Origin of the sequence: Methanoculleus sp. UBA291 (genome assembly GCF_002499755.1) — an archaeon.
Taxonomy (GTDB): domain Archaea; phylum Halobacteriota; class Methanomicrobia; order Methanomicrobiales; family Methanoculleaceae; genus Methanoculleus; species Methanoculleus palmolei.
On sequence record NZ_DANC01000019.1, the window covers coordinates 29,793 to 42,687 of the forward strand.

Below are 12,895 nucleotides of genomic sequence, written 5' to 3' on the forward strand. Positions count from 1 at the left end.
TCTGATATCAGGTCGTCGCGGAGGCTCTGAACCGCAGATCTGAGCGGGGAAATATCGTCCCGGATCGTTCTCCAGATGATCGCCCTGTTGATCCCGAAATAGGCGTGGATCAATTTGTCACGCATACCGGCCATTTCACTCCAGGGAAGAGAAGGGTAACGTTCCCTGACCTGTCGGGGAACGCACTTTGTCGCCTCACCGATCACTTCCAGTGCCCGTGTGACCGCATAGACGGTCTTGTCGTCCCCGAAAAACTCCTCATACGACATACCCCGGGTGAAGATCTCGATCTTATCGACAGCATCAAGGATATCGTCCAGATAATCGAGGGTGCTTCGCTGGACTGTCATATATATATGACCTCTTTCTGAACACGGCGGCCGATATGAGGTTTGAGTGCACTTTTTTCGACCAGATCCACCGGTCTATCGAGAAGTTCGGAGAGGTACCGCTCGAGCCTGAGAAACCCGAAGATCCCCGGCACCTCGGAGAATTCGACGAGGATGTCCACGTCGCTTCCCTCGTGCTCCTCGCCGCGCCGACACGAGCCGAAGATTCCGATGGACCCGACGTGGTAGGCCTCCTTCAGGTACGCCTTTTTTTCTCGGAGAATGCCGATGATCCTCGCACACTCCCCGCCGGGTTGCAGGGTGACAGTATCCATTCCTGAGCGGGATATACGCTTTTCTCTCTAGTATAGATATCCCCGGATCTTTCCGGGTCCGAGATGCCCTCTACCGGCGTATTCTTGAAGCGGAGAAGGACGAATAAGCAGAAATATCCATCAAGTGTGCCGCCGCGAAGGCCGGGGATGCAGGGTGCGATGGTCTGCTATCATCCCCGGTACCCCGTACCGGTGAGCGCGGGGCGGTTGACCGGGCCCCCCCTTCACAGCACCGATAGAAGATCCTCGGAAACTCGTCGGATGGTTTTCTCATCTGTTCTTTCATATTTTCGCGGGCATCGTCCGACTGGGCAGGTTCCCGATGCATCCTTTCAGAAATGACCGGCAGGGGCGTCCGACACCTTCATTCTTGCGGCCGGAGGACCGGAATTATTCAGCACAGCAACCAGAGCACAAAAGATATGAGCATTCCTCCCGTCGTAATTGGTACGGAGCAGCAGCGAGACACGCCGCCGGGCGACCGTGGAGTTCGGTCGCCGAGAAAAGGGGTAGGGAAAGAATGAAAGTAAAAGACTGCATAAAGATGATCGAAGCGGACGGGTGGTACCTGGTGGCGACCCGGGGCAGTCACCGGCAGTACAAGCATCCATCAAAACTCGGCCGGATCACCATCGCCGGGCACCCGGCAGACGTTCTTGCACCGGGGACGCTGAACAGTGTTCTCAAACAGGCTGGACTTAAAATGAGGGACTAAAATGTATCGATTTCTTGTCATCGTCGAGCAGACCGACGGCAACTACTCGGCGTACTCCCCGGACCTTCCGGGGTGTGTGGCCACCGGGGCGACCCGTGAGGAAGCGGAAGAGCAGATGCACGAGGCGATCGAGCTCCACATCGAGGGGCTCCGGGAGGATGGGGCCCCGGTTCCCCGCTCGAGGTCTTCGGCCATCTATGTAGCGGTCGGTCGAGGGTAACTCCGGAGAATGGAGGCGCAGGAAGCGACGATGTGCGATTCTCTTCCCGGCGTGCTCGGCCCCCTCTGGACGCCGGGGGCATTCGATGACCGCATTGAAAGTGGTTGCCGTGCTTGGGAGTAGTTGAAGAGATCACCGAAGAGTTCTCTGATCCGGTCATACGGGAGAAGCTGTAGACGCAGAGATAGGTCATGAGCGCTTTCACGTCCGGGCCATACTGCACAGCGCGCTATGAGCATGAAAAACGGTGGGACGATTGACCCGTATCTTTTTCGTTTCTGGGATAATAGTTGCCTGTTCTAGTGGACGCTCTGCATACCCCCGGAGATTTTTCATACCAACGCTTCCGGGCGAACCCTTCTATTCCCTGCTCCATAAGATCGATGCAGGAGAGTGGCAGGATGAGTCTGCATGCGGAACTACTCGAAAAAAGGGACGAGATCCTCGAGATCGCAGCCAGACACGGCGGCCGATATGGGAGCTCCCGGTTCCCCGCTCGCGGTCTTCGGCCATCTATGTAGCAGTCGGTCGAGGGTAACTCCGGAAGAACGGTGGCTCCGGATGCGACGATTCGCGAGGAGCGTCGCGGGAGCACCGATATGTGCAATTCTCTTCCCGGCGCGTCGATCGGCAAAGGACCCGCGTCAACCGACAAGCCCCTCCCGTCAGGGAGGGGTAGTTGACGCCGGCAAAGATGAAACGTTGCCCCGATAACCCCGGGAGGGTCACAAATCGCGGCAATCAACCTGTTGAGATTGGGGCTGCAATCTCAGCCAGGGATGCCCTCGCCTCAGTGAGGAGAGCAGTCACACTAACTCGTCAACCGGCAACGAGTCACTGTATGAGACAGAGATCCATTTCAACATCGCAAGGTTGCGGATTGCAGAAGCGAGCCTCTCACGCTTCATCGGATCGTTCCATTTTCTTTTCCATGAGAGAACACTGTCGAATATCTCTTGTTCGGTAACCGATTGCCCGGGTTTCAAATACGCCAACTCTCGATATATGTAATATACCGTGGCGACTTCCTCCGCTTGCTCTGTATTCTTAATTCTGCTGAATAGATCAACGGTTTTCTCAATTTTCGGTTCAAGTTCGACCAGTTGACGCTCATATTTTTTCCGCACTTTCGGGTACTCGGGGCCAATTGAGATGACCACCATCCGACCGAGCTGTTTCTCGGCAATGAGGTTGCTGTTGGCAAAGAGATGAATTGTTCTTTTTACGTCTTCCGGGGAAAACGGTCCATAGTACCCCTTCTTAAATGTAAACTGAGTATTTACTCCCGTCTCCGTGATAATGTAGCAAATTTTTTGAAACATAGTTCGGCCTACCCTGACTGCATGAGCCTGCTGTCCGAGCCGATTCAATACTTCAAGGATTGCAATTTTTTCCGGCGTGAGTTCACTTTTCGTCTGGTTTACCTGATTGTAATCTTCAAGTAATACCTTCTGGGAGAGGAAATTTTCTTTTAATTCGTCGTGCGGAGTCCCGAACGGTGCATATATTTCAACAGGAATGTCTATCCGGGATAACTTTTGATACATTATCCGGCCAATAACACGCCATTCCTGGCCACCGTTTCCACACCCTAATGGCGGAAACGCTACCGATGTTACGCCCCATTCCCTGTATTTATTCACGAAAATATCCAGCCCTTTAACGATATCCTGGATACGTGATGGGGAACGCCAATGGTTTTTTGTTGGAAAATTTACAATAGAATTGCCGAATATGTCGGTATAGTGGTATGGAACACCGGGTTTGACCTGTAAATTCATGCACCTTCTAGTATAATCACGGTACATGTCCGGGTATTTCTGCTTGAAGAGAAGAGCGATTCCTTTCCCCATAACACCCACACAATTCACTGTGTTGACAAGCGTCTGTGCCTTGCTCTTCAGGACATCCCCAACCAGGACGGTTACCATATCAACTCCTCCCCCGTACTTGCCTATTGAAAAACATATCTCCATCTATGATTATCTCTCGATCAAATCCCACCTCAGATAGACATTTTTTAGAGGTACTACATGATACATATGCTCCATTTATGTGAACCGCGGCAACGATATTCGGTACTAATACTTCGGCGCACATAATACTTTTATGTCTCCTTTGTTCATGGGGATCTTCATGTGTCCAATATCTTGCATATATCATGTCTAAATCAAGTTTATCCATGGCCTCCGAAAGTGAGTAAAAAGATACCCAGTCACTTGCAGCATTGCCATCGGTTATCACGACACCCGGAAACTCTATCAATCTGTTTTCAAGTTTCAATATGCAGATGTCATCCGATCCGTTACACATCAACGTATACAACATTGGGTTCCTTGCATTAAGATAAAGATTCACGTAACTGTGAAGGGACAGACCATTGGGAACTTTTTTGTTAGCCCTGCGCCCCTGCACCTCACGATTTGCAACGGAAACGTGACGTAGCCGCATTGCCATATCGTATGACAGGATCCCATGCCTTAATACTGATGGGATATTTTCGATAGCGACAATATAATAGAGTTCCTTAATGAATTCGGACATCTCATTGGCCACTTTGACTTTGTTAAATTTAAATTAGTACACACTCGATTAACCCCCTTCCGCAGGAGCCCACCCCGCAAAATCCTTATACTTTCAGAAAAACCTCTGTGCACACTTCTGCTGTTTTCATCGAAGGATCCAGCGTCCTGATCGGCCATCTCGGGATCGTCGCCGGTGTCTTCGACACCCTGGCATCGACGTGTTCGATGACAGGCTGGTCGAGTGGTGTTGCACAGGGAACGCCGTTGGCGAACATGCGGTACGCGAGATAGTCGTCGAAATGATCCCGGTCAACTACCCCCGACGAGAGGAGGGGGCATGATGCCGGAAGTGGTATCATGCTCTTTAGAGGCTTCGCGATTCCACCTCTCCCCCGCGTGTGGGGGAGCGGACCGCAATAGGCCGGTTGACGGCGGCCCTGGCAGCAATGTCGCTGCACTGTGGTGTCGTTTGCGCAGGTGTATAGCCGTGATCCGCAGGAGAGGCTCCTGCTTCGTGCCTTCCGTAGCGCAACATATGTCTGTCGAGATTTCCCGGCATAAACCTTTTCCCTGCGAGGTGAAAGTGAACGGGGACACGCCGAGGGTCGATTCCTCCCCCGCCTTAAGGCGGGGGGCTCCTCGACCCACGATCCTGAAAAGAATGATATTCAGGTGTAATTAACGGTTTCAAGGATGACAGAAGGTAATTTTGGGGCATTCACTTCTTACCCCTGCCGGATTTCGTGGCTGCGTTGTTCGGGTTGAGCGGATTCGCTCTGTTATCCGTTGCAATCTTCCTTCCCCACGTCTCAGGGATTGATCGAGCTGGATTATCATATCATTGATCAATCATCCATTCGACTTCTACCGGCATCGGACACACTTCCGTGAGAGCACTATGACCGTTGGGACAATGAAATGCATTGTTGAGACTGCAGAGACATGATGCTCCCGGCCGTCTTCCACCGAAAGCGAAGGGACGGCGGTCCCCTCCGGGAATAGCGGATCACCTCCTTTGCGTTTCAGCCGGGCGGAGGCGCAGTATCTGGGGGCCGGACCGGCGACGTCGGGAGTTCGGAAAGGCACCAGTTCTTTCAGGGACGCTACATCCCCGGCCCGGACCCTCTTATAGACCTATTGTTTTTCCGGCCGCTGCAGGACTGCATACCCGAAGGCGGCGAGCGCCACGACGACGGCGGCGATGGAGACACCGTGAACGGCGAGGGAGTAGACCGCGCTCCGGACGACCCATGAAAATCCGCCGAGGACGTGGGTCGCGGCGACGAGCAGGAGGAGCACGACCCCGAACCCATAGAGACCGGTCGGGCGGAGCAGGCGGAGCGCCGCGAACGCCACGACGTAGTAGAAGAGCATCATGAAAAGCAGGTAGACGATCACGATATCGTTGGCCACGGCATACCGGACGAGCGGACTGAACTCCAGCCGGAGAAGTTCGTCCCTTCCCCCGGAGAAGATGAACGTCATGGAGTAGTCGAAGAGCACTGCAAGAGCCGGTATGCAGGCTACGATGCGATAATCCGCCATAACCCCCGATATTTCCACGTTACCCGCCCTCCTATGAAGATGTCCGGCCGGACCGGACCGGCACGGAAGAATCTGGCGCTCTTTGGCGCGCCGGAGGAGGTACGGTGGCACCCGTGACTATATAACGGTTCTTCCCGGGGCAAGGCAGGGCATCCCGGGAAAATGTGAATGCCGGGGCGTCCGTGCGATGGAAGTAAAAACGGCATAGAGATGATCGAAGTGGACGGGTAGGACACGGAAAAAATGTACGATTCTCTGTCATCGTTGAGCAGACCGACGGCAACGATCCTGCATACCCACGGCCTCATCTCTGGTGCGCGGCCGCGCCTGCCGACGCTCACCCCATGATATATCAAGGTGCAGACGGCACCGGTGCCCCCGTTCCGGTCGGAGAAACGGATGTATTCAACACCTCACTCCAGGGCGATTGTCCGGGCATGCAGAAACCATATCAAATGAAACCGCCATACTAGTGGGAAATGGAGTTTGAATGGGGGCTCATCACCCTTCCGGAGAACGCCGTCGTCGTGCTCGAAGAAGCGCTGGGCAGCACGAACGTCACCTACGCCCTGCAGCTTGCGGCGGGTGCGGCCGGGCAGGGGAAACGCGTCACCTACATCACCCCGCAGTACAGGGATGACGTCCGCACCCAGATGGATCTCTACCGGATCAAGTATTTCGACCGCTTCGAAATCGCCGAGTGCGCCAGGACCACCGCCGCCATCACGACGTCCTGCACGGGGGACTTCTGCGTCATCGACCAGTTCGCATCGTTCTGCCCCGACGCCGACCTTGCGAGACTCAAAACGACTCTTTGCGCCCTCATCGACGCCAGCAGGAACGGAAGAACCATCCTCCTGACCATGACGACCGGCATCCTCTCCGATCGTCACGAACAACTCATCCGCTCACTTGCAGACGGGGTCATCCAGTTCCTGGAGGTCAATGAAGGCGGGAAGATCAAGCGGTACCTCAACGTCCCGAAGATGAAAGGAGAACTCCCGCCGGAACGGATGGCGCCTTTCTCCGTCACGGAAGAGGGTATCCTCATCGACACCCGTGAACGCCACGGGTGATCCTTCACCCACCCATCGCAACCGCGGTCGTCCGGGCGGTCGTTGCCCCGACGGTCGCGCTGACGGCATAGGTCCCTTCCGTCGCACCGAGGGTGACCCTCACCGTGGCCTCCCCCTTCTCGTTGGTCTTCACCGTCTCCGGCTCGACGCTCCCGCCCAGGTCTATCCCGAACGTAACCGTCGTCCGGGACAGAGGATTGCCCTCGAGGTCGGTAGCCGAGACGACGATCGGCTCCTTCAGCGGCAGACCGACAAGCCCCTCCTGGTCGAATCCCGAGATAATCGTGACGTTCGCCTCGATCAACTCCTCGCCCGCACCAGCAGGGAGGAGCATCAGCAGAGAGGCCACGTAGCACCCCCCGACCAGGATCGTCGCGTGCTTCAGCCCGTAGCGCACATCCCCCTCCGAGATCTTGCCGATGATGAGGCCGCCGAGGAGGGCGTTGAGCATGATCAGGTGGAAGAAGCCCTGGGTAAAGTCGATCTCGGCGATCTCGGCGCCGCCGATGCCACCGAACCCCGAACTCCCCACATCGCTGAAGAAGGGGAGGAGTGAGGTGTTCAGGGTATAGGCGATGAAGAAGATGATTCCCTGCGCCATGTAGAAGATGGCGACGTACTGCCGCAGGTTTCCCTCCTTCTCCCGCTCGATCCCGAGAATGCCCCGCATATCCTCCGACGACTTGAGGATCAGGTCCGCCACCGAACCCCCGCTGTAGGACGCCTGGATGACGAGCTCGGTATACCTGGCGATCAGTTCGCTGTCGAGGTTCTTCGCCATCTGTTTCATCGCCTCCTCGAACGATTTCCCGAACTTCATGGAGTTCGCGCAAACCCGGACGTCGGTATCCAGCGCGCCGAGATCGGTCTTTGCAAGCTCCATGACCGACTTGATGGGGTCGAGCCCGCCCCGCATCATCTCCGAGAGCTTGAAGAGAAACTCCGTGTAGAGTTCCTCCTTCTTGCGCCGCCGCATCTTCTGGAGCGTGATGTCGAAACCGTAGGGGGTGATGGCGACGAGCGTTGCGATGATGAGGACATGGTCGATGCCTATCTTCTCCTCCTCTTCCTGCGGCTCCTCCACCTCCTCCGGCGTCAGTTCGACCCCCTGCTCCTCCGCCTCCTCCTGGCGGAGAAGTTCCTCGTAGGCCTTCTGCCGGTCGCTCTTCTGATCCCCTCCCCCGTCGTCTCCGCCGATCTGCGTCATCCCGGAGAGCAGCATCCCGGCAATGAAGAGCAGCGCCACCGCTACCGGGACCCCTATCGTGAAGTACTCCCGCTTCAGGTCGTAGCGGAGACGGAGACGCTCGATGAAGAGGGTAATGCCGCCGGGAAGGCTGCCGGATTTTGCGTGTTTTCGCTGGGACGCCATGGTAGATCAGGGATTTGTGGAGTATTTGACGCCGAGCATCAGCAGAAAGAGGACGTTGATGAGCGGCGTGCCGAGGTAGACCAGGAAGAAGAAGAGCTGGTCCGGGGTGAACGGACCGAGTTCCACCCCCAGTGCGCTGCTGATCACGATGCCGAGGACGGCGAGGGTGAGTGTCATCACGATGCCGCCGAGGTAGCCCTCGCCGAAGACGGAGAGCGACTCGACGAACTCCTTGTCCGTCTGCCGCCGGATCTCCATCAACTCCTTCGACTTGGACGCAAGATACCCGGCAAGGCCGCTACCCCCGTAGATGAGGTTCGTTAAGTCCATGCAGATGTTTCGGAAGATCTCGGAAGGCGTGGAGTTCACCATGCCGTTCATCGCCGTCACCGCATCCTCGCCGAGGATCTCGACGCGAAAGACGACTTTCCCGAACTCGCGCGAGATATGACCGTAATCTTCACGCGCAATCCTCCTGATGATATCGAGCGGCGTGGCGCCGGAGCTGGCCAGAATGGACATGAAGGCAAGCGCGTAAGGGAGGTTCTTCTCGATATCGATCTTCTTGTTCGAGATCTGGCTGGTGAGGTAGAAGGGAAAGCCGACCGCGACGACAACCGGAGCAAGGAAGGTGAGGGCGAAGATGTAGAGCAGGGCGCTCTCGGAGACGAAGGGGCTGAATGGGGCGAGGAATATGACAAGCGAGACGGCGAACATGACCATGGCTGCAAGCGCAGCCGTGACGGCGAGCAGAGAGAGAAACAGGCCGGGCGTCATCTCGAGATCGGCCTGATAGATCATCCGGGCTATATCCTCGTTTGGGCTTTTGTCGAGGTGCTTTCCGAGGCGGTAGCAGATCTGCTTGTACTTCTCGAACAGTTTTTCCGGGTCGAGAGGCGGCAGATGAAATCCTCCGGTCGAGTTTCGGAACGGTAAAAGCGACAATATGCGTTCACGATCAAACATGCAGAACCCCGGCACCCCGATTACAGGGAGTAATCAGCCTAGAGTATGGATTGGGAGGGATATAGATATTTCCAAATGAGTATATAGGAACTATTGGTTTCGTAAAGAACTATGTACCAAGGAAGGGGACCGGTCCCGGTTAGAGGACAACCCGTTTTCCCGGGCGGTACGCCGAACCGGCCCACCCATGCCCCGCGATATCGGGTCCGTACCGGACCCGGGGGCGGCCATCCGGCGCCAGTGTTTCGTCCGGGAAAGAAACCCGGCGCTCCGGCCCATTGTTCCAAAGCCGAACGCTCCCGTAGCCGCGATCCCGGAATTTAACGAGTAAACCCATAGATCAACCCGATGACATACGGAAATATTAAAATATAAGAAGAATAAATATTGTACTACATTGCCTTCCATATCAGGAATGGGCGGCAAATGCGAATAGGATATTCGTAACACGCGGTGAACCGGGACCGGGCAACTCAAATCTCCCCGGTTTCGGCACGGCAGCCGGACCGGATGATACTCTTTTCATAGGGAACTACTATTACAGTTCATCATGTCGCCGGGAAATATCTGTGGGTGCCGGCTTGGAAATAGTGTCGCCGCAGGTCCATCAGTCACGCTCGACCAGGACGACCTCACCGTTCTCTCCTCCGATGTCCGGGTCGCAATCCCCAAATCGCTCGATACCTGGTCGATGACTGTGTTTCGCCGTCCTGGGGGGAAGCATCGTCCGGGACCCTGTTTTCCTCTACGCGGGCGAGGCGCTCCTCGGTGCGACGTTCATGCTCTGGGGGCTCGCGGTGCGGGCGCGGAGGAGATGAAACTCCATCGGAGAACGTCCACCCGGTCTCCCGCCCGCTCACCGCTTCAGAATAAACCCCGGAACTGCTCCGCAAGGTCCATCGTCGCCGCTTCCCCGGGCGCGACCCAGGCGTAGTCCTCGTGTTCCGGACTGAGGCTGATCTCGGTTCTGTCGACATCGCAGGTCATGACCAGGTAGGCGACCCTCCTCGTCGGAAGGGCGAGTTCCCCGGCACCCGCGACGTGCCGGAGGGTGACCCGCATCCCGGTCTCTTCGCGGACCTCCCTCCAGAGGGCGCGGTCGAAAGTCTCCCCGGGATCGAGCGCCCCTCCGGGGAGGTCCCACTTTCCCGGGTTGATGGAGGCGGCAGCGGCACGTTTCAGGAGGAGGACCCTCCCCTCGTCGTCCCGGATGAGCGCCGAAACGGCAAGGTAGAACGGTTTTTCCGGCATACGACGACATAAGTCCTGCCGATACAAATACCTCCCCCACGGCAGAACCGTAAAGAGGTACCGGTGCCCATATTGATGGACGGGAGCGCCCCTCTCATGAGCGGTATGATCACGGATTTCCTGGTAGTCGCGGACCAGATATTCATCCTGGTTCTCCTGATCGCCGCCGGTTACATCGCCGTCGCCACGAAGATCGTGGACCCCCGGACCACCCGGGGGCTCTCCGGGCTTCTCATCAACATCACCATCCCTGCGCTGATCATCGCCTCCATGCAGGTGCCCTTCACCCCCGAACGCCTCGTCGGCGCCGAGACCCTGCTCCTCGCGACCGGAGCCCTCTACGTCTTCTCGTTCGCCCTCGCCTGGGCCGTCTCAAAAGCCATGCGAGTCCCGCCCGCGGAGGAAGGGGTTCTCCAGTTCGCCATCGTCTTCGGGAACGTGGGGTTCATGGGGTTCCCGGTCGCCCTGACGCTCTTCGGCCAGAGTTCCCTCTTCTACGTCGCCATCTTCAATCTCGTCTTCAACGTCCTCGTCTTCTCCGTCGGGATAGCGATGCTCGCCGGGGGAAGAGGAGAACGGTTCGACCCGAAACTCCTCGCGAATCCCGGAATCGCGGCCTCCGTCGCCGGGTTCCTCCTCTTCCTCGGCTCGGTGGAGATCCCCGGGCCCTTCATCGACGCAATCGACCTCCTCGGGGGGGTGACCACGCCGCTTGCGATGATCATCGTCGGGGCGATGCTTGCGACCTTCCCGGCCCGGGAGATGATCGGAGACTGGCGCGTCTGGACGGCGAGCGCCGTTCTCCTCCTCGGAATTCCCGTGGCCTACGTCTATCTCTTCTCCCCGATCTTTCCCGATCCCCTCATCAACGGCGTCATGATCGCGATGGCCGCGATGCCCGCCGCCGCAAACACCGTCATCTTCGCGGAGCAGTACGGCGCCGACTCACGGCTCGCGTCACAGATCGTCTTCGTCTCGACGATCGGGTCGCTCGTCACCATCCCGCTGATCACGACGATGCTGCTGTAGGCGAGAAAAGTTTTTACCCGTGAGGGTCCGAATCCCGGAAAAATGGAGGGAGACAGGATATGGCAGAGGCAATTCTGACCGGAGAAAAAGCGAAGTTCACCATCACCCGCACCTTCGATGCACCGCGTGACCTCGTATGGAAGGCATGGACGAGACCTGAGTACTTCAACCAGTGGTGGGGGCCCAGAACCTTCACCGCACCCGTCGTCAGGACGGACTTCCGCGTGGGCGGCAGGTACCTCTGGTGCATGCGCTCGCTCGAAGGCAAGGACTTCTGGAGCACGGGCGTCTTTCGCGAGATCGTAGAGCCCGCAAAGATCACCTACACCGATGCGTTCTCGGACGCGGACGGTAACGTTGTCCCGGCCTCGGCCTACGGGATGAGCGAAGACTGGCCGCAAGAGCTGCCGGTGACCGTGACGTTCGAAGAGCACGAGGGCGGGACGTTGATGACCCTGCAGGAGGACGGCGTCCCGGAGGGCGAGATGCTCGACATGGCCCGCGCTGGCTGGAACGAGTCACTCGACAAACTCGCCCGGGTGCTTGAGAAGGGAGAGGTCGATATGACGAAGACGAACCTCACCGCTGAACCCGGAAAACAGGAGATCGTCATAACCAGGGTCTTCGACGCGACCCGGGACCTCGTCTTCGGCACCTACATGGACCCGGAGTTGATACCCCGGTGGTGGGGGCCGAAAGACCTGACGACCACGATCGAGAAGATGGATGCAAGGCCGGGGGGTATCTGGCGCTTCGTCCAGCGCGACGCCGAGGGCAACGAGTACGGGTTCCACGGCGTGTTTCACGATATCGCGCCGCCCGAGCGGCTCATCTTCACCTTTGAGTACGAAGGCATACCTGGCCATGTGCTGCTCGAAACGATCACCCTGGAGGACGTGAACGGCAGAACAAAGATGACGGACAGAGCGGTCTTCCCGACGGTCGAAGACCGCGACGGGATGCTTCAGTCGGGTGAGGAGGGAATGACCGAGACCACGGACCGTTTCGCGGAACTGGTGGAGGAGAAGAAGAGAACGTAAGATTGAATATTGTGATAGGAACACTCATTTTTCTTACTTTTCATTAATTTTCGCTACTTTATTAAAACAACCATTCTAATATACCGGTATGAAATGGCACGAACATTGCAGGTTCATGGGGCTTGAGCGGGATTACTCCGTCGAAGAACTGGCAAAGTTCCACGGTCACCTGGGACCGTTCATCGTCCTCGGCTACCGGATGGGACGCCATGCACTCCACCGTCTCGGGAGCGATCCGTTTGCGCTGTCCGCAACGGTTTACTGCTCGGGAACGCCGCCGGAATCCTGTCTGGTAGACGGGGTGCAGATCGGAAGCGGATGCACCTTCGGGAAGAGAAATATCGACCTCGTCGTCTCTCCCCGCATCTGGGTCCAGTTCCGGCATGCCGACGGCCGGACGATCCTGCTCAAGCCCGGCCCGTACCGGGACCGTGCGGCGGAGTTCGACGGGCCGGACAGGGAGCTCGCTCTCGAGAATTTCGCCGAGGCGAT

General features: G+C 57.2%; 16 protein-coding genes. 7 read left to right on the top strand and 9 right to left on the bottom strand.

Annotated elements, in window-relative coordinates; all coding sequences use genetic code 11:
- Both BP737_RS04145 and BP737_RS04150 read right to left on the bottom strand, forming a co-directional pair.
- Window positions 1-350, bottom strand: a 350-nt coding sequence (locus BP737_RS04145) for a DUF86 domain-containing protein (protein WP_342685955.1), incomplete at its 3' end; no start/stop codon positions are given.
- Window positions 347-664 carry a nucleotidyltransferase family protein gene (locus tag BP737_RS04150; protein WP_292410476.1) on the bottom strand — a complete coding sequence of 106 codons (318 nt, stop codon included), beginning with the start codon at window positions 662-664 and terminating at the stop codon, window positions 347-349. The genes BP737_RS04150 and BP737_RS04145, both read right to left, overlap by 4 nt.
- Window positions 665-1,184: 520 nt before the next feature.
- On the opposite strand from BP737_RS04150, the gene BP737_RS04155 reads away from it, so the two are divergent.
- Both BP737_RS04155 and BP737_RS04160 read left to right on the top strand, forming a co-directional pair.
- Window positions 1,185-1,379: a type II toxin-antitoxin system HicA family toxin gene (locus tag BP737_RS04155; protein WP_292410478.1), complete on the top strand. Its 195-nt coding sequence runs from the start codon at window positions 1,185-1,187 to the stop codon at window positions 1,377-1,379.
- Between the two features lies 1 nt (window position 1,380).
- Window positions 1,381-1,599 (top strand): type II toxin-antitoxin system HicB family antitoxin, encoded by a 219-nt coding sequence (locus tag BP737_RS04160; protein WP_292410481.1) that lies wholly within the window; start codon window positions 1,381-1,383, stop codon window positions 1,597-1,599.
- Between the two features lie 806 nt (window positions 1,600-2,405).
- Here BP737_RS04160 and darG read toward each other — a convergent pair.
- The 4 genes from darG to BP737_RS04180 form a co-directional block, all read right to left on the bottom strand.
- Complete coding sequence (darG, locus tag BP737_RS04165) at window positions 2,406-3,530, bottom strand: type II toxin-antitoxin system antitoxin DNA ADP-ribosyl glycohydrolase DarG (RefSeq protein WP_292410483.1); 1,125 nt, start codon at window positions 3,528-3,530, stop codon at window positions 2,406-2,408.
- Window position 3,531: 1 nt separating this feature from the next.
- Complete coding sequence (locus BP737_RS04170; protein WP_292410485.1) at window positions 3,532-4,143, bottom strand: DUF4433 domain-containing protein; 612 nt, start codon at window positions 4,141-4,143, stop codon at window positions 3,532-3,534.
- Between the two features lie 85 nt (window positions 4,144-4,228).
- Window positions 4,229-4,483, bottom strand: coding sequence for a hypothetical protein (locus BP737_RS04175; RefSeq protein WP_292410486.1), 255 nt, complete (start codon window positions 4,481-4,483; stop codon window positions 4,229-4,231).
- Window positions 4,484-5,258: 775 nt separating this feature from the next.
- Entirely contained in the window at window positions 5,259-5,669 is a 411-nt protein-coding gene (locus BP737_RS04180; protein ID WP_292410488.1) for a hypothetical protein, read from the bottom strand.
- A gap of 479 nt (window positions 5,670-6,148) precedes the next feature.
- On the opposite strand from BP737_RS04180, the gene BP737_RS04185 reads away from it, so the two are divergent.
- Complete coding sequence (locus tag BP737_RS04185; RefSeq protein ID WP_292410490.1) at window positions 6,149-6,745, top strand: RAD55 family ATPase; 597 nt, start codon at window positions 6,149-6,151, stop codon at window positions 6,743-6,745.
- Window positions 6,746-6,749: 4 nt separating this feature from the next.
- Here BP737_RS04185 and BP737_RS04190 read toward each other — a convergent pair whose 3' ends face one another.
- Both BP737_RS04190 and BP737_RS04195 read right to left on the bottom strand, forming a co-directional pair.
- Window positions 6,750-8,117, bottom strand: coding sequence for a type II secretion system F family protein (locus tag BP737_RS04190; RefSeq protein WP_292410492.1), 1,368 nt, complete (start codon window positions 8,115-8,117; stop codon window positions 6,750-6,752).
- 6 nt (window positions 8,118-8,123) lie between these two features.
- Window positions 8,124-9,083, bottom strand: a complete 960-nt coding sequence (locus BP737_RS04195) for a type II secretion system F family protein (RefSeq protein WP_292410494.1) — start codon at window positions 9,081-9,083, stop codon at window positions 8,124-8,126.
- Between the two features lie 187 nt (window positions 9,084-9,270).
- On the opposite strand from BP737_RS04195, the gene BP737_RS04200 reads away from it, so the two are divergent.
- The gene (locus BP737_RS04200; protein ID WP_342685958.1) at window positions 9,271-9,414 is read left to right on the top strand and encodes a hypothetical protein; all 144 of its coding nucleotides are present in this window, start codon (window positions 9,271-9,273) and stop codon (window positions 9,412-9,414) included.
- 533 nt (window positions 9,415-9,947) lie between these two features.
- Here the strand turns inward: BP737_RS04200 and BP737_RS04205 are convergent.
- The gene (locus BP737_RS04205; protein ID WP_292410495.1) at window positions 9,948-10,334 is read right to left on the bottom strand and encodes an NUDIX hydrolase; all 387 of its coding nucleotides are present in this window, start codon (window positions 10,332-10,334) and stop codon (window positions 9,948-9,950) included.
- Window positions 10,335-10,439: 105 nt separating this feature from the next.
- On the opposite strand from BP737_RS04205, the gene BP737_RS04210 reads away from it, so the two are divergent.
- The 3 genes from BP737_RS04210 to BP737_RS04220 form a co-directional block, all read left to right on the top strand.
- Complete coding sequence (locus BP737_RS04210; protein WP_292410498.1) at window positions 10,440-11,363, top strand: AEC family transporter; 924 nt, start codon at window positions 10,440-10,442, stop codon at window positions 11,361-11,363.
- A gap of 59 nt (window positions 11,364-11,422) precedes the next feature.
- Complete coding sequence (locus BP737_RS04215; RefSeq protein ID WP_292410500.1) at window positions 11,423-12,403, top strand: SRPBCC domain-containing protein; 981 nt, start codon at window positions 11,423-11,425, stop codon at window positions 12,401-12,403.
- Window positions 12,404-12,491: 88 nt separating this feature from the next.
- Window positions 12,492-12,895: formylmethanofuran dehydrogenase subunit E family protein (locus BP737_RS04220; RefSeq protein WP_292410502.1), on the top strand; the 404-nt coding region annotated here is incomplete at its 3' end.